The sequence below is a fragment of the Pseudomonas sp. NPDC008258 genome, assembly GCF_042956345.1.
Lineage (GTDB): Bacteria > Pseudomonadota > Gammaproteobacteria > Pseudomonadales > Pseudomonadaceae > Aquipseudomonas.
Genome location: NZ_JBIBGE010000037.1, coordinates 21691 through 41687, shown reverse-complemented (window position 1 = coordinate 41687; position 19997 = coordinate 21691). Strand labels below are relative to the sequence as shown.

Sequence of the window (19997 nt, the reverse complement as noted above, 5' to 3'; positions counted from 1 at the left end):
CCGATTGGTCAAATTTAAAGCAGTCAAGCTTACCAATAAAGAAGTGACAAGCCAGTTTTGTTATTAGATCAAAAGTGTTGTGACAGAAAATGTTAATGGATTGTATGATTGACATAGATTAAAGCTATTGATTTTTTCTAAACAAATAGAAATATTCAAATTGTCATGTTGAGATTGATCTATCACCATCTTTCGCTCAAATGGACATGGCGAAAGAAAGATGCAAGAAGCTAATTGCTTAACATCGAGTGTTTACGAAGTGACTGTGGATATGATGAATCTATACAGCCATTTCTTCTCAATCGTTCAATATCTGAATTCGTCTGATGATCGAGCGTGGACAACTCGTGAGCGGCAGTTTAAATCGTCAGTGCTCTGCAATTTCTCGGAGCTTGAGGACGAATATCAAGATAGCCTGCTTATCTGCTTTGGCGAGCATCCTAAAGTCAGAGCCATGCGCTCATTAACGCGCCCGAAGCTGAAGCACACAATCACATTGTTGAACGCATGGAATCACGCGTTTGAAGCCTTCGGCAGTGTTGATGTCTTTCTTGCGGGTATGGGGATACGGATAGGATATGATCAATCATTCAATAAACAAGACTTCCGTCAAGCAAAGAATCGAATCTTGTGCGCGGTACGAATCCTGCGTCAGGATTGTCTGAGTTTTATTGAGACTAGCCATCTCGTAGAAAGCACGCTCCTGGAGTATGCTCGCGCAGTCGTGTTTGGAATTGACAGTGATCAACTCTTTGATTAGACCTGCTTGATATTGCGCGACGGCTCTTTGTCGCGTGATAGCGAGTAGGCTCGGGGTGCGGGGTGAATCCCCGCTGTGGAACTTGAACACTCTCGCTGATCTTAGTGTCAATACCATAAACACCTGAGACCCAAACCGCCCCTCTGGGGCCATACGGCTGAAGGCCGGTATGTCAATGTCATTGACATCGACTCACTGTGTGCTGCCATAAAAGTTAGATTTAGTGTTTGTGGTATTGACACTGTTTATATCATTGACATGAGCTTGCTGATTTGCATGTCGTTTAGAGTTTCTGTAAGTGCTTTTGTCGCATTGATGCTTATGTAAGCTGTCATATAGCGTTCAGGATTACTGAGCTTTGCTTGTTTGAGCAATTCTGATGCAGTAGGTCGATCAATTTTCTTAGGGTTTGGGTGCTCGGCTCTTCTTGGATAAATAGAAATAAGTGTAACTGCGGTAGCAGTGGAGCTTATTTCGCCAGTCGATAGTTGCGGCGCTTCGCTTTGTTGTTGTTTTGGCTTGCTCGTGACTATTTCATATTTGTCTTTGGTGATGTACTCGTAGTTAGATGCTATAAATCTTATGCCAATTATTTTATTTCCTTGAAGTCCATGCTTGTTGATGGTTTCTTCGTGGATCAATTCCAGCGCTTCGCTATACATTTGCAAGAAGTTTTTATAGGCCACTAGGTTTTTAGGCTGGCCATTTCTAGGGTTTATTCTACAGTCATCTAGAATTTTTCTAATGTCGGGAGGGAAAGATTCTGCTTGTTCTGTAATTTTGTTGAGCATGCGGAATTTTGTCAGTGAACTATTTATCCCATAGTATTGCACTTGCCTTATAGACATGGCTCGTATGCCTGCTCGCACTCTCGAAGCATCTGTCACTGTCGAAAGATCATTCTCTTTACGCAGTTCGTCAACTGTTCTATCTTGGTCGGTGTAATCAATCGGTAAGTCGTCAAGATCGACGCTTTTCAAGATGTACTTTAGTGCATAGGTTGAGGTGGAGCACCCGTCAATCGAGATAATGTCAGCTTGTGTTGAGCTAAACCTAGAAGCTAAGGCTGCTTGAAAAGTCGCGAGTATGGCGGGGTTTATAAAAAGCACTAGATGCCAGTGTACACATCCATCTCTATGTAATTCAGCAGTGCGTAGGCCGAAGCAAAACTGTAAGGACATTGGCACCCCGATCTTCGCAAGGTACGCCCTGAATCGCGCCCACTCTTTTCTTAAGTATGTTTGACTGTCTGTAGTGCTGTATGCGTCAAATGCACACCGCCCTTTAAGAGGGTTGGGATGAAATTTGGCGGGCGCAGTCAGTGTCAGCATAAAAGGTAGAAAGCTTTGCTCTTGCGCTATCGACTCTAGATTTTTTACTATGAAATAGGTTTCATTAAATTTGTTTTTGCTTTTGTTTTTCTGTAAGTCTAGTAGGTTGATGGATTCTCCTGTTTCTTTGACTATCACCTGGCGATTTTTCAAAAAGATTTCGTTTTTCTTATCTCCGTCACGTATGAAGTCTAAGGTATCGTCTGAGCAGTATGATACGGGGCCTTTTCCGCCGATACTTTTGCTGATCGCTTCTTTTCGCAGTCGCTCGCGATGGCAAATTTTGCTTAACCTTCTTTTGATGAAAGAGGAATCAAGCAAGTAGCTGAGCTGTACTGAAGTCGGGCAGTTCGGTACACCCAGTTTGAAATGTGGGTTGTCCGTGATCTCATGCTCTACTAGGGCATTGATGGCTTGGCTTTCTGCACAGGCCTCCTTTAGAGCGGCTTCATCGTGCGCTTGTAGCTCCAGCGTGAGGGCTTCGATTTGTGCAAGGTCAAATATCTTGGTCATCGAGTAACGCTGGATTGCTTTAGACCGGATTGATCTTCGAACCACTGAGTGTCGATCTTCGATAAGTCGGAGTGCCGATTGGAGATATCGAACATAACTCAGCGCAACGCCTCTGACGGCGCTGTTGCTGAGGGAGCCCAAAAGCTTTGGCTGCTGCCAAGGATCACCTGGGTTGTGCGGGTTGCCTGTTTGGCTGATGGAGGGTTGAAGCATGAGGCGCGGATCGCATCAGAGCACGTCAAGCTGGGGTGCGTTCCCACCTTTGGGGAGCGTCCGAATCCATTGATTGATTTCGCTTTCGACCCAGCGGCTTGCTCTACCCAATTTTCTCGGGTTTGGAAACTCATTGTTGCGGATTCGGTCATAAATACTTTTTCGGGACAAGCAGACTTTTTGAGAGACCATCTCAAGAGTGAGTAGGCTTTCGTTCATTTCGTAGCTCCTTATTTATTGGTGTTTACTGAGCATACTCGGTGTGTCTGGGAGCATTCAACCGACCAAAAGCCCGCTTTTTTGACAATCCAAAATTCCTTGGATAGGGTTTCCACGTCCTATCTACTGTTGCGGAAAATGAAAAAATCTCAAATATATTCAAACAGACGTTTGAATTTTTGAGCGAGCCGTAGGCTGCGTTTGCGGAAAGCGTGGTGCGGCGACTTGCCAGTATTTTCGGATTCGCGGAATCTACCCCCTCCACGCGGCCTTTATGGCCTGTGCTGAGACGGGTTGACGGCCCCCATGCTTTGGACTGATTGAGACAAATCTCATGCGCAACGTTTTGTTGGTTGGATGCTGTTACACGGGTGAGCCGATCCCGGACACTCACATTGACGTGCTGGGGTTGTGCAGACCTAGCGTCGATAAGGCTCGCGCAGCCTATGCGTTGTACGAATACGATTTGATCATCATCAATCCCCTCAGCTATTCGCACTTCATTTTCGGCGGTCCCACGAAGCACTCGGACTCGCCTTCCGAGTTGTGGGAGCTAAAGGCGGAGAGCAACCAGTTCGACTTGGATACGATTTTTGACCGGTACGACCGTGCTCAAGAGATGAGTGCTGCACTGGAGCAGGGCACACGTGTGATCTGGCTGATGGCCCATGAAAAACGGACCAAATTCTTTGGCGTCCGCAGCCTATACGACGGGTACTTGAACAATGCTCCCCGCTCCACGATGAATGCGGGTTTGATCTACGAAAAGAAAACTCGCCGTTTGACAACCTCTGATCAGGTTGACCATTTCGGGCCATACTTCGATCAGTTGCGGGCTGATGGTTGGAGCCTGTGCTTGGATGGGCACGGTCCAGCGCTTGAGCCGTTCGCTTTTTCCCCTGAGGGTTACGTACTGGGCGGCCGGATTAGCGTAGGTGAGGGCGGGCAAGGATGGTTGATGACTCCTCCCACTACCGAGGCGGCTGCCAACATCCTCGTACGTTGCGCATTGGACATTCAGCCTTCCGTAACGGAGCCACCAGCGATCAGCCGGAGCCCTTACCATGGCATTTTCTTGAGCCACACAAGCGCAGACAAGCCCTTTGTACGGGAGTTGAAGCGGAGGTTAGAGGCTCATGGCGTAACTGATGTCTGGCTTGACGAGGCTGAAATTCTGATTGGTGATTCGCTGATCAAAAAGATTGATGACGGCTTGCGCAAAACTCGGTACATCGCGGTTGTGTTGTCTAGTCGTTCTATCAAGTCACCCTGGGTCGAAAGGGAGCTTGAGATCGCTTTGACACGCGAAATTTCGAGCGGAGAAGTCGTCGTCCTTCCGATCTTGTACGAGAAATGCGAAGTCCCGTCCTTCTTGACGGGGAAGCTGTACGCAGACTGCACATCAGCAGAAGAATTTGACGAATCGATAGAGAAGCTTCTTCGTCGCTTGAAGGTGTCGGCAGGTTGATAGCTACGCAGGCCACGGCGCGGATTTCAACGATTTGAAAGTGGCACGCAAAACGGCACGCAAAGCATGCCGTTTTTGTTTGTCTAAAAAGTCATGGTGCATGACGGATATGCACAGAAGCCGCGTAATACAAGGCTTCGAGGTTGGTGGGCCCACACGGACTCGAACCGTGGACCAAAGGATTATGAGTCCTCTGCTCTAACCGACTGAGCTATAGGCCCTCAGTAAGTGGCCGGATTATAACGAGGGTTTCGCACCAGTGCCATCTGAAAGATCCGATAGTGCTATGCGAAGAAACGTTGCCGCAAATTCCTCTGGCGGCAGCGGCAGGCTGACGATGTAGCCCTGAATTTGCTCACACCCTTCCGCTGCCAGAAAACGTTGCTGGGCCTGGTTTTCCACGCCCTCTGCAATGATGGTCAGCTGCATGCTGCGGCCCAGGGCGATGATTGCCCGGGCGATGGCGGCGTCGTGTGGGTCGTCGGGCAGGCCGCGGATGAACGACTTGTCGATCTTGAGGATATCCAGCGGCAGGCGCTTGAGATAGCTCAGTGACGAATAACCGGTGCCGAAGTCGTCAATGGCCAGCTGCACGCCCAGTTTCTTCAGCTGGTACAGCACGGCCAAGGCTTCTTCAGCCTGGCTCATGATGAAGTTTTCGGTGATCTCCAGCTGCAGGTCACCTGCCTTGAGCTGGTAGTGCTTGAGCAACTGTTCGATGCGTCGGGCCAGGTGCGGCTGGCGTAGCTGGGCACCGGCCAGGTTGATCGACAATGGGCCGAAGGGTTCGTAGTTCTGCTTCCACGCCTGCATTTGACGGCAGGCTTGCTCCAGTACCCAGTCGCCGAGCTGGAGTATGGTGCCGTTCTCTTCCGCCAGGTGGATGAAGTGCTCCGGTGGCACCTCACCCAGCGTGGGGTGGCTCCAGCGGATCAGCGCTTCGGCGCCTACCAGGCTCTGCGTCTTGAGGCTGAGCTTGGGCTGGAAGCACAGGCTCATTTCGTTGCGTTCGACGGCGCGGCGCAATTCGTGTTCCAGGGCAATGCGCTCGCTGGCCTGGGCGGTGAGGTCGCGGGTATAGGCTTCGACGCGGTTGCGGCCTTTGGCCTTGGAGCGATACATGGCCGCGTCGGCGTTGCGGATCAGCGTGGCAACGTCGGTGCCGTCCTGTGGATAAAGGCTGATTCCGATGCTGGCGCTGGTGAAGAACTCATGCTCACCCGCCTGGAACGGCGCGACGAAGCAGGCCAGCAGCTTGTTGGCGATGGTACTGGCGTCGCTGGGCTTGTGCAGGCCGGGCAGCAGGATGATGAACTCGTCGCCACCCAGGCGGGCCACGGTGTCGACGTCACGCACCTGCTCCTTCAGGCGTTGGGCGATGCCCTTGAGCAGCAGGTCGCCAACCGGGTGGCCGAGGCTGTCGTTGATGTGCTTGAAGCGGTCGAGGTCGAGGAACAGCACCGCACCCTGGCGGTTGGACACTTGTGCGCAGGTCAGTACAGCCTGCAAGCGGTTCTCGAACAGGGCCCGGTTGGGCAGGCCGGTCAGCGGGTCGTGGTGGGCCTGGTAATCGAGCTTGGCCTGGGCGTGCTTGAGGCTGGAAATGTCTGCAAAAACCGCAACGAAATGGGTGATTTCACGTTCGCTGTTGCGCACGGCACTGATGGTCAGCCAGCCGGGGTACAGTTCGCCATTCTTGCGCTTGTTGTAGATTTCGCCTTGCCAGTGGCCTTCGGCGGTAAGCTGGTGCCACATGGCTGCATAGAAGGCGCTGTCATGCTGGCCTGAGGCAAGCAGGCGCGGGGTTTGGCCCAGGGCTTCAATCTCGCTGTAGCCGGTGATTTCACTGAAGGCGCGGTTCACGGCGCTGATGCGCTGGTCAATGTCGGTGATCAGCACGCCCTCGGCAGTGTTCTCGAAAACGGTGGCGGCCAGCTGCAGTTTTTCCTGCATCAGGTAGCGTTCGGTGATGTCGCGGGCGATGGTCAGCATGCAATCGACGCCGGCAATCGGTAGCGGCCTGGCAGATAGCTCGCACAGGCGGATCTGCCCGTCGCTGCGGCGGATGTGGCAGGTGAAGTCACGCACGAAGCCGTCGCGGTTGAGCTGATCGACCAGGCGCTTGCGCTCGTTGAGGTCGACCCATATTCCCAGGTCCAGCGAGGTCTGGTCGATGGTCGGGTTGAGGTCGTAGCCGGTGAGGCGGCAGAAGCCTTCGTTAACCTCAAGCAGCAAGCCGTCGCTTTGACGCGACAGTAGCAGGCCGTCGGGGGAGGCGTGGAAGGCCTTGGCGAATTTCTCTTCCGAGGTTTGCAACTGCTCCTGGGTTTCCTTGAGCTGGCTGATGTCGCGTACGGCCACCACCAGCGCGGGCGTGCCGTCGAGCTCGAAGGTTTCGGCTGAGGTGAGACCGGTGAACAGTTGGCCGTTGCTGCGGCGGAAGCTCATTTCCAGGTTGCGGATGCCGCCCTGGTGCAGTCGTTCAAGCAGCAGGGGGCCCGTGCCCTCTACCCCCCACAGGTTCAGGTCGGTGGCCGTGCGCCCGATGACCTGGGCCGGGGTAAGGCCGATCTGCTCCTCGAAGGCTTCGTTCACCTCCAGCAGGCAGCCGTCGCCGTGGCGGGCGATCAGCAAAATGTCGGGGCACTGCTGGAACACCGAAGCGAACTTTTGCTCGGAAAGGCGCAGGGCATCTTCGGTGCGCTTGGTTTCGCTGATATCGATCATCAGCCCGCGCATCACCGGCTGGTGGCCGTGTTCGATCATGCTGACGATGTTGCGTACCCACAGCGCCTGGCCGTCGGCCCGGATTACCCGGTAGTCCAGGCTGTGGTCACGGCCTGCTGCGGTTTCACTGTCGCAGTAGGCCTGGGCCCAGAGGGCGTCCTCCGGGTGCAGGATGCTGCGCCAGAAGCCCGGTTTTAGCCAATCGCTCAGCGGGTAGCCGAGCAGGTCTTCGGCATGCGGTGAGACGTAGCTGTAGTTGAAGTCGTTGGCATCGGCTTCCCAGGCGATGGCTGACAGGCTCTCGACCAGGCCGCGGTAGTGGTACTCGCTGCTGCGCAGCTCTTGCTCCAGGGCAATGCGCCGGGAGATTTCCGAGCTGAGCCGGCGGTTGATGCGGATGACAACAGCCAGCACGCCCATCAGCAGCAGCACCGTTGGCAGGCCATAAACCAGCAGGTCCGACCAGAACATCCGTTGGTCGACCACATTGCCTACCCAGCGCTGCTGGATCTGGTTGACCTCGCTGCTGCTCATGTCGGCAATCACTTTGTCGAGAATGCCCACCAGAATGTTCTTGTCGCGTGGTGTCGCCATGGCCAACTGATAGCGGTAGGGCGTTTCACCACTGACGTACAGGCCATCAAGCTTGAGCTGGCGCAGGCTCCAGATGCTCGATGCAAGGTCGCCGACCACCGCATCCACCTGGTCGGTGGCCAAGGCTTGCAGGGCAGAGCTGACGTTGGGTAGCGCCACCAGGTTGAGGTCGGGATGGTGGGTGCGTAGCAGTTCATGCGGGGCATAGTTCTCGACCACGGCGATCTTCAGGCCGTAGAGGTCGTCCAGGTTGCGCGGCTGCGCACCACCTTTGTGGGCAAGAATGACAATGGGGAAGTCGAGGTAGGGGCGGGTAAACGCCAGGTAGCCTTGGCGCTCGGGGGTGGACATGATGCCAGGCAGCAGATCGATGCGGTTTTCCCGCGCCTGCGCCAGTACTTCGGTCCAACTGCTGGGTTCGACCGGTTTTAGCGTCACACCCAGGCGTTGCTGGATCATGGCGATGTAATCGGCGGCCAATCCCTGGTACCGGCCCTCCTGGTCGCGAAACTCGAACGGTGGCCAAGAGGCGTCTACGCCCAGGCTCAGCTGCGGGTGGGCAGCCAGCCAGGCTTTCTCCTCGTCTGTCAGGGTCAGGGCGCCGGCCGTTGTGTTCCACAGAATCAGAAGCAGCAACAGAATGGCCGGCTTCAAGGACATGGCAGCCTCGCATTCAGGTGGTCTGAAATCGAGTGTAGACGGCCATTGCTGCACATGTGCAGCGGGAGGTGGGCTTTATGTTACGGGCCACTAAAGAAAAACCCCCGGCCTGGGCCGGGGTTCTGTCATCACTCGTCGAGGAAGGAGCGCAAGTGCTCGCTGCGGGTCGGGTGGCGCAGTTTGCGCAACGCCTTCGCTTCGATCTGACGAATCCGCTCACGGGTTACGTCAAATTGCTTGCCCACTTCTTCAAGGGTGTGGTCGGTGTTCATGTCGATACCGAAACGCATGCGCAGCACTTTGGCTTCGCGTGCGGTCAGGCCCGAGAGCACGTCGCGGGTGGCTTCCTTGAGGCTTTCGACCGTGGCTACGTCAATCGGGGACTGCATGGTCGAGTCCTCGATGAAGTCGCCCAGGTGCGAATCTTCGTCGTCACCGATCGGGGTTTCCATGGAGATCGGCTCTTTGGCGATCTTCAGTACCTTGCGGATCTTGTCCTCAGGCATTTCCATGCGTTCGCCCAGCTCTTCCGGGGTCGGTTCGCGACCCATTTCCTGCAGCATCTGGCGGGAAATACGGTTGAGCTTGTTGATTGTCTCGATCATGTGCACCGGAATACGGATGGTGCGTGCCTGGTCGGCGATCGAGCGAGTGATCGCCTGACGAATCCACCAGGTGGCGTAGGTCGAGAACTTGTAGCCGCGACGGTATTCGAACTTGTCCACCGCTTTCATCAAGCCGATGTTGCCTTCCTGGATCAGGTCGAGGAACTGCAGGCCACGGTTGGTGTACTTCTTGGCGATGGAGATCACCAGACGCAGGTTCGCCTCGACCATTTCTTTCTTGGCGCGGCGGGCCTTGGCTTCACCGATCGACATGCGACGGTTGATGTCCTTGATCTCGGCAACGGTCAGGCCGGTTTCGGTCTCAAGGTCGATCAGCTTCTGCTGGCAAGCGACGATGGCAGCGTCCTTTTCACCCAGGGCAGCAGCCCATTTGGTGTTGCGCTTGGCCAGGTCACCGCTCCAGGTCTGGTCGGTTTCGTTGCTTGGGAACATGCGCAGGAAGTCGGCACGCGGCATGCGGGCATCACGCACGCACAGCTGCATGATGGCGCGTTCCTGCTGACGCAGACGGTTCAGGGCGTCACGTACACGCTCGACCAGTACCTCGAACTGCTTTGGTACCAGCTTGATCGGCATGAACAGGTCGGCCAGGGCCTGCAGGGCCTCGATGCTTTCCTTGTGGGCACGACCGTTTTTCTTCAGCACCTTGGAGGTTGCCTGAAGCTGGTCGGATACCGCACCGAAGCGCTGGGCTGCGACTACCGGGTCCGGGCCGCTCTCGGCCTCTTCCTCTTCGTCACTGCCTTCGGACTCTTCATCTTCGTCGTCGGACTCTTCCTTCGCTGCAGCGGCCTTGGTGCCAGGGATCGGCACTTCTTCGGTCGGTGCGGCGATGTTGTCGTCAGGGTCGATGTAACCGCTGAGCACGTCGGACAGACGGCCACCTTCGGTGGTGACGCGGTCATATTCGCCGAGAATGTAATCGACGGTGCCCGGGAAGTGGGCGATGGCGCCCATCACTTCACGGATGCCTTCCTCGATACGCTTGGCGATTTCGATCTCGCCTTCGCGGGTCAGCAGCTCGACGGTACCCATTTCGCGCATGTACATGCGCACCGGGTCGGTCGTGCGGCCGATATCGGTTTCAACTGCCGCCAACGCAGCAGCGGCTTCTTCGGCCGCGGCTTCGTCGGTGTCGGCTTCCGCCAACAGAAGGGCATCCGCATCCGGAGCACTCTCGAATACGTTGATCCCCATGTCGTTGATCATGCGGATGATGTCTTCCACCTGTTCCGGATCTGAAATATCCTCAGGCAGGTGGTCGTTGACCTCCGCGTAAGTCAGGTAGCCCTGCTCACGACCGCGGGTGATCAACTCTTTGATACGAGACTGCTGTTGCGCTTTTCCGGACATAACACCCTATCCACTGAAGGTCTTGGCGGGCAAAAAACAAGCCGAGGATTATACCCGAGCATGGGCCTCACGCGCCAGATGAGGTCGGCGTTTGTGCGGGAACATTCCGGCTCAGCAGGGCGAGGAGCTGAATTTTTTCCTCGCTGGTCAATTCGCTTTGACGTGATTTCCTGAGCAGTTGTTCCAGGCTGCGCTCGCGTTGGCGGGCGGACAAGCTAGTTATAGTGTCGAAAAACTGTTGTTCAAGGTTGTCGGCCACGATCAGCCATTCCTTTTCTGCCAGGGCCCGCAGCAGGCGGCCCTGTTCGGTGCCGTGCCAACGTGCGATCAACTGCATTGAGCTTAGCCCAGGATTTTTCTGCGCGGCTTCGATCAGTGCCACCAGCAGCTGGCTATACAGGTGTTCTTCATCGGCAAAGTGGCTGGCATCTTCTACCTTGCCGGCCAGCAGCGGGTGGTGCAGCAGGGTGCGCAGGGCGGCGAGGGTGGGCGGCTCGACCGGGGCAGGCACGCGTGGTGGTGCTTCGTCGCGTTGCTGCCAGGGCTTGCCGCCCTTGCGGTTCTTGTCCCAGGGCTTGTCGCTCCACTGCTTCTTGCCGCCGCCCTTGTTCGGCTTCCACGCCTGCTCCTGGTGAACGGGGGCATAGTCGTGCTGCGGCATGTCGCCGTAGTCGGGGGTATAGCTGGCCATGGCGTCGTAGTCGTAGCCAGGGTCGTAGTCCGGCACGCTGCTGGGTGCTGGGGCTTGTTGCGCCAGTTGCTCCACCTGCTGCGGGTCGAGGCCGGTGATTTCTTTAAGGCGGTTGCGCATCAATTGGCGCAGGTTGGCGCCGGGGATCTTTTCGATCAGCGGTGCTGCCAGGGTCGCCATGTGCGCCTTGCCTTCCAGCGAGCGTGGGTCGGCTTCGACACTCAGTTGCTCGAAGAAGTAGTCGGCCAGAGGCTGGGCGTGCTGGTTGATACGGGCCATGAAGGCATCGGTACCTTCGGCGCGCACCAGGCTGTCCGGGTCTTCGCCTTCGGGCAGGAACAGGAACCGCGCGCGGCGGCCGTCCTGCAGATTCGACAGGGTCGACTCCAGGGCGCGCCAGGCAGCCTTGCGCCCGGCTTGGTCGCCGTCGAAGCAGAACAGCACGCTGGGTACCACGCGGAACAGCCGTTTGAGGTGCTCTTCGCTGGTGGCGGTGCCCAGGGTGGCCACGGCATTGCGCAAGCCTTGCTGGGCCAGGGCGATGACGTCCATGTAGCCCTCGACGACGATGATCTCGTCGAGGTTGCGGTTGTGCTTGCGCGCCTCGTACAGCCCGTACAGTTCCTGGCCCTTGTGGAACACCGGGGTTTCCGGCGAGTTCAGGTACTTGGGCTTGTCGTCGCCGAGCACCCGGCCGCCGAAGGCAATGATGCGCCCGCGGCTGTCACGGATCGGGAACATCACCCGGTCGCGGAAGCGGTCGTAACGCTTGCCGCTTTCGGCATTCTCGATCAGCAGGCCGGCATCGATCATCACTTTCTGCTGCAGGGTGTCTGCACCCAGGTGCTTGAGCAGGTTGTCCCAGCCCGGCGGGGCAAAGCCCAGGCCGAAGTCGCGGGCAATTTCCCCGGACAGGCCGCGGCCCTTGAGGTAGTCAACCGCCGCCTTGCGGGTCGGGTGGTTGCGCAGGGCCTGGCGGTAGAATTCCGAGGCTGCATCCAGCAGCGGGTACAGCGGCGAATCTGTAGGCTGGCGCGGCTTGTTGTCACGGCGGCCTTGCTCGCGGGGTACTTCCATGCCAGCGGCGCGGGCCAGTTCCTCCACGGCCTGGGGGAAGTCCAGGTTGTCGTGGTCCATGACGAAGCCCAGGGCGTTGCCGCCGGCACCGCAGCCGAAGCAGTAGTAGAACTGCTTGTCGGGGCTGACCGTGAAGGAAGGTGTCTTTTCCTTGTGGAACGGGCAGCAGGCAGAGTAGTTCTTGCCGGTTTTTTTCAGCTGGACGCGCGAACTCACCACGTCGACGATGTCGAGGCGGTTGATAAGGTCGTCAATGAAACTCTGGGGAATCAGCCCGGCCATGGCAGTCTCGTCATCTGGCAACTGGCAAGTCTAATCGCTCACGCGCCGGTCGTTTGGGGATGTGCGAGGGAATGTGTGCTCGTCGCCAGCCCCTGGGGGCCCGTCAGTCGGACGTGCACGTCTGGTCATACAGCAAGAAGGACCAGCTCTGACGTTTCAGGCAGGTTGCCCATGTGCAATTCGCATAAAGCGCGTTGCTGGGCCTTGAGCTAGCTGCTCAAGCTTGAATCGACCACTGCCATCGCCCGGCGGTTAGCCGGGCAGGGCAGAAGCTTTGCGTTGAACGCCTGTATTAGTACAGACGAACGGCGCGGCGCTGTTCGCGCTGAACTTTCTTGGCGTGACGCTTAACAGCAGCAGCTGCCTTGCGCTTACGCTCTGCGGTCGGCTTCTCGTAAAACTCGCGGCTACGAACTTCAGCCAGTACACCGGCTTTTTCGCAGGAGCGCTTGAAACGACGCAGAGCTACGTCGAAGGGTTCGTTCTCTTTAACTTTGACGGCTGGCATCCAGGGCTACCTTAATTCATTACCGGGGTAGACGTGCTCCTGGCAAAACAAAGGTGTGCTGGAGAACGTCGGTTTTCAAGGGTTGCGGATGTTAACCCTTAGCAAGCAGGAATGCAAAGCCTCTGATCGAAAACCGCTGGTCGGCACCCGACACGGGGACTATCATGCGCGGCTTCGAATTCAGCCCCCACAAGGGACGAGCCCATGCTAGTACTGGGATTGGAAACATCCTGCGACGAAACTGGCGTCGCATTATACGACAGTGAGCGCGGCTTGTTGGCCGACGCACTGTTCAGCCAGATCGACCTGCACCGTGTGTTTGGCGGCGTGGTGCCCGAGCTTGCCTCGCGTGACCACGTAAAGCGCATGCTGCCGCTTATTCGCCAGGTGCTGGACGAGGCTGGCTGCGTTGCCACCGAGATCGACGCCATTGCCTATACCGCGGGCCCCGGGCTGGTCGGCGCATTGCTGGTGGGCGCCTCGTGTGCCCAGGCGCTGGCTTTTGCCTGGGACATCCCGGCGATTGGCGTGCACCACATGGAAGGCCACTTGCTGGCCCCTATGCTGGAAGAAAATCCACCGCAGTTTCCGTTCGTCGCTTTGTTGGTTTCAGGCGGGCATACCCAGCTGGTTCGCGTCGATGGCATCGGCCAGTACGAGCTGTTGGGCGAGAGCCTGGATGACGCTGCCGGCGAAGCCTTCGACAAGACTGCCAAGCTGATCGGCCTCAACTATCCAGGCGGCCCGGAAATCGCACGCCTGGCCGAGCAGGGCGTGCCTGGGCGCTTCGTGTTCCCACGGCCGATGACCGATCGTCCGGGCCTGGAATTCAGCTTCAGTGGCCTCAAGACCTTCGCCCTGAACACCTGGCAGCAATGCAAGCAGGCTGGTGACGACGGCGAGCAAACGCGTTGCGACGTGTCCCTGGCATTCCAGCAGGCGGTGGTGGAGACTTTGACCATCAAGTGCAAGCGTGCCCTCAAGCAGACTGGCCTCAAGCGCCTGGTCATTGCGGGTGGTGTAAGTGCCAACAAGGCCTTGCGCGCATCCCTTGAGGACATGCTCGGCAGCATGAAGGGCAATGTGTACTACGCTCGTCCGCAGTTCTGCACCGACAACGGCGCGATGATTGCCTACGCCGGTTGCCAGCGCCTGTTGGCCGGGCAGCAGCAGGACCTGGCGATCAGTGTGCAGGCACGCTGGCCGATGGAGCAGCTGCCTGCCCTGTAAGGTTTAGAAGTGCCGTTCGCGCCCGGCAAACAGGTCGCGCAGGTTGCTGCGGTGGCGCCACACGATCATCACCGTCAGCACGCTGATCGGCAGCAGGGCTTCGGGCTCGCGCCAGGCCAGCAGTGGCAAGGTGAGTGGCGTGGCGATCAGTGCCGCCAGCGAGCTGGTACGGGTGAGGTAGAAGGTCAGCAGCCAGGCGCCGATGGCCAGCAGCGCGGCCGGGAAGTACAGGCCCATCAGCATGCCGGCGGCGGTGGCCACGCCCTTGCCGCCCCGGAAACAGAAGTACAGCGGGAACAGGTGGCCCAGCACCGCGCACACGCCTACCCAGGCCTGCGCGTGCAGGTCCAGCCCGGCAAAACGCGCGAGCAATATCGGAAAAAGGCCCTTGCACAGGTCGCCAAGCAGGGTCAGGATCGCCAGTTTGCGGCCTGCCAGGCGTAGCATGTTGGTGGCGCCGGCATTGCCTGAACCGCTGGAGCGCGGGTCCGGGCTGCCCGAAAGGCGGCTGAGGACGATGGCAAAGGACAGCGAGCCGAGCAGGTAGGCGAGCAACGCCAGTAACCAAAACATGCTAACTATTCCGGGCGAGGACGCCCTGATTCTAACGGCGCCAGTCGCCCTTGTCGTGCTGTGGAGAGAAGTGCTTGGACAGAGTGTTCATCGAAGGCCTGGAAGTCGATACCGTGATCGGTGCCTATGACTGGGAGCGGGATATTCGCCAGTGCTTGCGCCTGGACCTGAGCTTTGCCTGGGACAACCGCCCGGCGGCAGCGGGTGACGACCTGAGCCTGGCGCTGGACTATGCCAGCGTGTCGGCGCGTGTGCAGGCGTTTGCCGAGCAGGCGCGTTTCGAGTTGGTGGAAACCTTTGCCGAGCGCCTGGTGGCCACCTTGATGGATGAGTTCCAGATCCCGTGGGTGCGGTTGAAGCTGACCAAGCCCGGGGCGGTGCCCGCGGCCCGTGGTGGTGTTGGCGTGGAGATCGAGCGCGGATGTCTCTGAGCACGGTTTACCTGGGCCTTGGCAGCAACATCGACCGCGAGGCGCACTTGTGCGCCGGGCTTGATGCGCTGGCCGGCATCCTGACCGGCATGCGCTGCTCGCCGGCGTTCGAAAGCCAGGCGGTGGGGATCAAGAGCGGGCCGTTCATCAACTTCGTGGTGACCGGGCAAACCGAGCTGCCGCTGATCGAGCTGGACCGCCGGCTGAAGTTCATCGAGGCCGACAATGGCCGCTATGCGCCGGATCGCAAAGGGTTGCCGCTGGATATCGACGTGCTGATGTATGACGATTTGCACGGTACGTTCGATGGGCTGGTGCTGCCCCGGGCCGAAATCCTGAAGAACGCGTTCGTGCTGTGGCCGCTGTCGCTGCTGGCACCGGAGCTGGTGCATCCGGGGGTGGGCAAGCGCATGGCGCAGTTGTGGCATGAGGCGCAGATCGATCAGGTGCTGGCCCCGGTCGCCTTTGAGTGGCGTGGGTTGCAGCTGACTCCGGCCTGACGGGCTGGCGCGGTCATTGTGGGAGCGGCCTTGTGTCGCGAAAGGGCCGCAAGGCGGCCCCACGATCTCTGCACTGACGCCAATATTTCTGGGGCCGCTTTGCGGCCCTTTCGCGACACAAGGCCGCTCCCACTGGTCAGGTAGGCTGGTAAGCCTCAAGCGCTTTCAGTCGCTCACCTCTGAGCGCTTCGCCCAAAGCCTGGCCGGTATGCCCGGCCTGCACCAGCGGCTTCACATCCACTGCCCGCGCCGCCGCCGCTGCACCACGCAGATAATCGGCTTGTGGATAACCCGCTTTGCCCACGCCCAGCGCCGTCATTTCGCAAGCACTGAGGAAATCCTCGAAGCGCTGTGGGCGGCGGTACACATCAAATTTTTGCAGCAGCTCCAGCAATGCCGTAGCAGGTAGCGACAGCGCCTGGTCAGCCTGTGCCAGGCACTCACCCGTCAGCAACGCCAGTTCCTGGCACTCCCGTGGCGCCTTGAGGCGCTGATTGACCGCCCTGATCGAAGCCGAGGGCAGGGCGTGCAGCAGGCAGGCCCAGCGCACGTGCAGGGGGTGTTCGTGCAGCGCGGCCTGTTCCAGTGCTGCCAGGGCCTGGGTGTCGTCATCAAGCTCAGGCAGCAGCTGTTGCAGGGCCCCACAGGCACGCAGCACCTGGAAGAACACCTGCGGTCGCGCCTCCATCAGCGCTCGCTCGATTTCCTTCCAGCTGCGCTCGGCAGTAAGTGCCTGCAACTCGCCCGAAGCACTGATCAGGCGCATCAGCTCCAGGGTCTCGTCGGCAACCCGGAAACCCAGTGGTGCATAGCGGGCAGCAAACCGCGCAACGCGCAGCACGCGTAGCGGATCTTCTGCGAATGCCGGGGAAACATGGCGTAACAGGCGTTGATCGAGATCCCGCTTGCCATGGTAAGGGTCATAGACCGCGCCCGCTTCGTCCTCGGCCATCGCATTGATGGTGAGGTCGCGGCGGATCAGGTCCTCTTCCAGGGTAACGTCGGGGCTGGCGTGAAAGGTGAACCCGCCATAGCCGCGTCCGCTCTTGCGCTCGGTGCGCGCCAGGGCGTATTCCTCGCCGGTTTTCGGGTGCAGGAATACCGGGAAATCGGCGCCGACTGGCCGATAACCGTTGGCGAGCATTTCTTCAACGGTGGCGCCCACCACCAGCCAGTCGATATCGCTGACCGGGCGGCCTAGCAGGCGGTCGCGTACGGCGCCGCCAACTTTGTAGATGTGCATGTGCAACTCTCCATAACTGCCGACAGAATACCCTGCCGGCAGTCATTGCGTTGCACTAGAGGTGGTGGATGACGGCCAGGTCCATGCGACCGTAGTCGGCGCTTTCGCCGTGCTCGCCGCGCGGTGGCATGTGGTGGGTCTTCATCACCTGATCGCCCTGCACGGTCTCCAGGTGGATATCGAAGCCCCACAGGCGGTGCAGGTGCTTGAGCACTTCGTCGGTGGATTCGCCCAGCGGTTTGCGGTTGTGCTGTTGGTGGCGCAGGGTCAGCGAGCGGTCACCACGGCGGTCGACGCTCCAGATCTGCACGTTGGGTTCACGGTTGCCCAGGTTGTACTGCGCTGCCAACTGCTCGCGAATCACCCGGTACCCTGCTTCGTCATGAATGGCGGGCACCAGCAGATCGTCGCGCTGGTCGTCATCGAGGATGCTGAACAGCTTGAGATCGCGCATCACCTTGGGCGACAGGTACTGCAGGATGAAGCTCTCGTCCTTGAAGCTGCTCATGGCGAACTTGATGGTAGAAAGCCAGTCGCTGCCGGCAATTTCGGGGAACCAGTGGCGATCTTCCTCCGTCGGGTTTTCGCACATGCGGCGGATGTCGCTGTACATGGCAAAGCCCAGTGCGTACGGGTTGATGCCGCTGTAATACGGGCTGTCGAAACCGGGCTGGAACACAACGCTGGTGTGCGACTGCAAGAACTCCATCATGAAGCCCTCGGTGATCAGCCCCTCGTCGTACAGGTCGTTCATCAGCGTGTAGTGCCAGAAGGTTGCCCAGCCTTCGTTCATCACCTGGGTCTGGCGCTGTGGGTAGAAGTACTGGGCGATCTTGCGCACGATACGCACCACCTCGCGCTGCCAGGGCTCGAGTAGCGGTGCATTTTTTTCGATGAAATACAGGATGTTTTCCTGCGGTTCGGCGGGGAAGCGCCCATCATCACGCTCGTTACCTTTTTCGGCGCTTTTCGGAATCGTGCGCCACAGGTCGTTGATCTGCCGCTGCAGGTGCTCCTCGCGTTCCTGTTGCCGGCGCCGCTCCTCTTCGGCGGAAATGGGGTAGGGCCGCTTGTAGCGGTCTACACCGTAGTTCATCAGGGCATGGCAGGAGTCGATCAGGTCTTCCACTGCATCAATGCCATGGCGCTCTTCGCACTGGGCGATGTACTGCTTGGCGAACACCAGGTAATCGATGATCGAACTGGCGTCGGTCCAGGTGCGGAACAGGTAGTTGCCTTTGAAGAAGCTGTTATGCCCGTAGCAGGCGTGGGCAATCACCAGTGCCTGCATGCACATGGTGTTTTCTTCCATCAGGTAGGCGATGCAGGGGTCGGAGTTGATCACGATCTCGTAGGCCAGGCCCATCTGGCCGCGGCTGTACGACTTTTCCGTGCTGAGGAACTGCTTGCCATAGGACCAGTGGTGGTAGCCCAGTGGCATGCCGACCGAGGCATAGGCGTCCATCATCTGCTCGGCAGTGATCACCTCGATCTGGTTGGGGTAGGTGTCCAGGGCGTAACGCTCGGCCAGGCGGCTGATTTCCCGATCGTAGGTCTGGATCAGCTCGAACGTCCACTCGGACCCGGTGGAAATGGGTTGGCGTCTCTGTGCTCTGGCGGTCATGTGGCTAACCTGCGCTGGAAGAGTTCACGGAAGACCGGGTAGATGTCGCCGGCCGATACCAACTGCTGCTGGGCGAACGTGTCGGGGTAGGCTTCACCGATGCGTTCGTATTCATACCACAGCGCCTGGTGTTCACGGGGGGTGATCTCGACGTAAGTGTAGTACTGCACATGCGGCATGATCTGTTTGGAGAGGATCTCGCGGCAGATCGGCGAGTCGTCGTTCCAGTTATCGCCGTCAGAGGCTTGCGCGGCATAGATGTTCCAGTCGCTGGCCGGGTAACGTTCGGCCATGATCTCCTGCATCAGCTTGAGCGCGCTGGAGACGATGGTGCCGCCGGTCTCGCGCGAGTAGAAGAACTCTTCTTCGTCGACTTCGCGGGCGCTGGTGTGGTGGCGGATGAACACCACTTCGATGCGGTCGTAGTTACGCTTGAGGAACAGGTACAGCAGGATGAAGAAGCGTTTGGCGATGTCCTTGGTGGCCTGGGTCATCGAGCCGGACACGTCCATCAGGCAGAACATCACAGCCTTGGAGCTGGGGTTGGGCTGCTTGACCAGCAGGTTGTACTTGAGGTCGAAGGTGTCGAGGAAGGGCAGGCGATTGATGCGTGCCTTCAACCGCTCGATTTCCTGTTCGACTTCCTGGATATCAGTGAAATTGTCTGGTTCTTCGACCCGCAGGCGGTCGAGTTCCTTTTGTGCCTCACGCAACAGTGCGCGGCTGCTGCCGGTCAGGGCAATACGCCGTGCATGGGCCGAGCGCAGGGTACGCACAATGTTGATGCGTGACGGGTTGCCTTCGTTGGCGATGCCCGCGCGTACGGTCTTGAAGGTGTCGGCGCCGGTCAGGTGACGCTTGACCAGGTTGGGCAGCTCGAGGTCTTCGAACATGAACTCGAGAAACTCTTCCTGAGTGATCTGGAAGACGAATTCGTCCATGCCCTCGCCAGAATTGCCCGCCTTGCCGCGGCCGCCGCCACCCCCTCCACCGCCTTGCGGCCTTGGGATGTGTTCACCGGCAGTGAATTCCTTGTTGCCAGGGTGCACGATGGTCTGCTTGCCCCCGCGGCCATGGTGCAGCACGGGTTCGTCGATGTCGCGACCGGGAATGCTGATCTGCTCGCCATGTTCCATGTCCATGATGGAACGGCGGCTCACCGCCTCCTCGACGGCCTTCTTGATGTGTTCGCGGTACCGCCGCAGGAAGCGCTGGCGGTTGACCGTGCTCTTGTTCTTGCCGTTCAGGCGTCGGTCGATAACGTAGCTCATGGTCCCTCCGGTAGCTGGGAACAGCTGCACGCTTCAAGCTACGAGCTGCTGCACGTAATGGCAGCAAAGCAGCTGCCGCCGCCCAAGGCGGGTACAACAAGCC

At 58.5% G+C, this 19997-nt stretch carries 15 protein-coding genes and 1 tRNA gene; 5 read left to right on the top strand and 11 right to left on the bottom strand.

Annotated features, from left to right (window positions below; genetic code table 11):
- Window positions 1–220: 220 nt before the first annotated feature.
- On the top strand, window positions 221–760 hold the full coding sequence (locus ACFY9W_RS24460; protein ID WP_391135903.1) for a hypothetical protein: 540 nt from the start codon (window positions 221–223) through the stop codon (window positions 758–760).
- Between the two features lie 245 nt (window positions 761–1005).
- Here the strand turns inward: ACFY9W_RS24460 and ACFY9W_RS24455 are convergent, their stop codons facing one another.
- Both ACFY9W_RS24455 and ACFY9W_RS24450 read right to left on the bottom strand, forming a co-directional pair.
- Complete coding sequence (locus tag ACFY9W_RS24455; protein WP_391135901.1) at window positions 1006–2604, bottom strand: replication endonuclease; 1599 nt, start codon at window positions 2602–2604, stop codon at window positions 1006–1008.
- Between the two features lie 228 nt (window positions 2605–2832).
- Window positions 2833–3036: an AlpA family phage regulatory protein gene (locus ACFY9W_RS24450; protein WP_391135898.1), complete on the bottom strand. Its 204-nt coding sequence runs from the start codon at window positions 3034–3036 to the stop codon at window positions 2833–2835.
- 334 nt (window positions 3037–3370) lie between these two features.
- Between ACFY9W_RS24450 and ACFY9W_RS24445 the strand changes: the two genes are divergently transcribed.
- Window positions 3371–4504, top strand: a complete 1134-nt coding sequence (locus ACFY9W_RS24445) for a TIR domain-containing protein (protein WP_391135895.1) — start codon at window positions 3371–3373, stop codon at window positions 4502–4504.
- Between the two features lie 144 nt (window positions 4505–4648).
- On the opposite strand, the gene ACFY9W_RS24440 is transcribed toward ACFY9W_RS24445, so the two are convergent.
- The 5 genes from ACFY9W_RS24440 to rpsU form a co-directional block, all read right to left on the bottom strand.
- Window positions 4649–4725: transfer RNA gene (locus ACFY9W_RS24440), tRNA-Ile, on the bottom strand.
- A 16-nt stretch (window positions 4726–4741) separates the two neighbouring features.
- Window positions 4742–8485 carry an EAL domain-containing protein gene (locus tag ACFY9W_RS24435; protein ID WP_391135892.1) on the bottom strand — a complete coding sequence of 1248 codons (3744 nt, stop codon included), beginning with the start codon at window positions 8483–8485 and terminating at the stop codon, window positions 4742–4744.
- 128 nt (window positions 8486–8613) lie between these two features.
- Window positions 8614–10464 (bottom strand): RNA polymerase sigma factor RpoD, encoded by a 1851-nt coding sequence (rpoD, locus tag ACFY9W_RS24430; protein WP_391135889.1) that lies wholly within the window; start codon window positions 10462–10464, stop codon window positions 8614–8616.
- A gap of 67 nt (window positions 10465–10531) precedes the next feature.
- Window positions 10532–12514, bottom strand: a complete 1983-nt coding sequence (gene dnaG / locus ACFY9W_RS24425; RefSeq protein WP_391135886.1) for a DNA primase — start codon at window positions 12512–12514, stop codon at window positions 10532–10534.
- Between the two features lie 292 nt (window positions 12515–12806).
- On the bottom strand, window positions 12807–13022 hold the full coding sequence (gene rpsU / locus ACFY9W_RS24420; protein WP_003255575.1) for a 30S ribosomal protein S21: 216 nt from the start codon (window positions 13020–13022) through the stop codon (window positions 12807–12809).
- 204 nt (window positions 13023–13226) lie between these two features.
- On the opposite strand from rpsU, the gene tsaD reads away from it, so the two are divergent.
- Complete coding sequence (gene tsaD / locus ACFY9W_RS24415; RefSeq protein ID WP_391135883.1) at window positions 13227–14252, top strand: tRNA (adenosine(37)-N6)-threonylcarbamoyltransferase complex transferase subunit TsaD; 1026 nt, start codon at window positions 13227–13229, stop codon at window positions 14250–14252.
- A 3-nt stretch (window positions 14253–14255) separates the two neighbouring features.
- Here the strand turns inward: tsaD and plsY are convergent, their stop codons facing one another.
- A complete protein-coding gene (gene plsY, locus ACFY9W_RS24410; RefSeq protein WP_391135880.1) occupies window positions 14256–14825 on the bottom strand; it encodes a glycerol-3-phosphate 1-O-acyltransferase PlsY in 570 nt (189 codons plus the stop codon).
- Between the two features lie 74 nt (window positions 14826–14899).
- On the opposite strand from plsY, the gene folB reads away from it, so the two are divergent.
- Both folB and folK read left to right on the top strand, forming a co-directional pair.
- Entirely contained in the window at window positions 14900–15256 is a 357-nt protein-coding gene (gene folB, locus ACFY9W_RS24405) for a dihydroneopterin aldolase (protein WP_391135877.1), read from the top strand.
- Window positions 15247–15756, top strand: coding sequence for a 2-amino-4-hydroxy-6-hydroxymethyldihydropteridine diphosphokinase (gene folK / locus ACFY9W_RS24400; RefSeq protein WP_391135874.1), 510 nt, complete (start codon window positions 15247–15249; stop codon window positions 15754–15756). Before folB ends, folK begins: the two co-directional genes overlap by 10 nt.
- 136 nt (window positions 15757–15892) lie before the next feature.
- Here folK and ACFY9W_RS24395 read toward each other — a convergent pair whose 3' ends face one another.
- The 3 genes from ACFY9W_RS24395 to ACFY9W_RS24385 are packed head-to-tail and all read right to left on the bottom strand — an operon-like array spanning window position 15893 to window position 19894.
- Window positions 15893–16999 carry a multifunctional CCA tRNA nucleotidyl transferase/2'3'-cyclic phosphodiesterase/2'nucleotidase/phosphatase gene (locus tag ACFY9W_RS24395; RefSeq protein ID WP_391135871.1) on the bottom strand — a complete coding sequence of 369 codons (1107 nt, stop codon included), beginning with the start codon at window positions 16997–16999 and terminating at the stop codon, window positions 15893–15895.
- 55 nt (window positions 17000–17054) lie between these two features.
- Window positions 17055–18623, bottom strand: a complete 1569-nt coding sequence (locus ACFY9W_RS24390; protein ID WP_391135868.1) for a SpoVR family protein — start codon at window positions 18621–18623, stop codon at window positions 17055–17057.
- Window positions 18620–19894, bottom strand: coding sequence for a DUF444 family protein (locus ACFY9W_RS24385; RefSeq protein WP_391135865.1), 1275 nt, complete (start codon window positions 19892–19894; stop codon window positions 18620–18622). Before ACFY9W_RS24385 ends, ACFY9W_RS24390 begins: the two co-directional genes overlap by 4 nt.
- Between the last annotated feature and the right edge of the window lie 103 nt (window positions 19895–19997).

Excerpts from the sequence above, each read along its gene's own strand:
- folK (WP_391135874.1), top strand. The coding sequence starts at position 15,247 with ATGTCTCTGAGCACGGTTTACCTGGGCCTTGGCAGCAACATCGACCGC.
- ACFY9W_RS24390 (WP_391135868.1), bottom strand. The coding sequence starts at position 18,623 with ATGACCGCCAGAGCACAGAGACGCCAACCCATTTCCACCGGGTCCGAG.
- ACFY9W_RS24455 (WP_391135901.1), bottom strand. The coding sequence starts at position 2,604 with ATGACCAAGATATTTGACCTTGCACAAATCGAAGCCCTCACGCTGGAG.
- ACFY9W_RS24450 (WP_391135898.1), bottom strand. The coding sequence starts at position 3,036 with ATGAACGAAAGCCTACTCACTCTTGAGATGGTCTCTCAAAAAGTCTGC.
- ACFY9W_RS24435 (WP_391135892.1), bottom strand. The coding sequence starts at position 8,485 with ATGTCCTTGAAGCCGGCCATTCTGTTGCTGCTTCTGATTCTGTGGAAC.
- rpsU (WP_003255575.1), bottom strand. The coding sequence starts at position 13,022 with ATGCCAGCCGTCAAAGTTAAAGAGAACGAACCCTTCGACGTAGCTCTG.
- dnaG (WP_391135886.1), bottom strand. The coding sequence starts at position 12,514 with ATGGCCGGGCTGATTCCCCAGAGTTTCATTGACGACCTTATCAACCGC.
- tsaD (WP_391135883.1), top strand. The coding sequence starts at position 13,227 with ATGCTAGTACTGGGATTGGAAACATCCTGCGACGAAACTGGCGTCGCA.
- ACFY9W_RS24395 (WP_391135871.1), bottom strand. The coding sequence starts at position 16,999 with ATGCACATCTACAAAGTTGGCGGCGCCGTACGCGACCGCCTGCTAGGC.
- ACFY9W_RS24385 (WP_391135865.1), bottom strand. The coding sequence starts at position 19,894 with ATGAGCTACGTTATCGACCGACGCCTGAACGGCAAGAACAAGAGCACG.
- plsY (WP_391135880.1), bottom strand. The coding sequence starts at position 14,825 with ATGTTTTGGTTACTGGCGTTGCTCGCCTACCTGCTCGGCTCGCTGTCC.
- rpoD (WP_391135889.1), bottom strand. The coding sequence starts at position 10,464 with ATGTCCGGAAAAGCGCAACAGCAGTCTCGTATCAAAGAGTTGATCACC.
- ACFY9W_RS24445 (WP_391135895.1), top strand. The coding sequence starts at position 3,371 with ATGCGCAACGTTTTGTTGGTTGGATGCTGTTACACGGGTGAGCCGATC.
- ACFY9W_RS24460 (WP_391135903.1), top strand. The coding sequence starts at position 221 with ATGCAAGAAGCTAATTGCTTAACATCGAGTGTTTACGAAGTGACTGTG.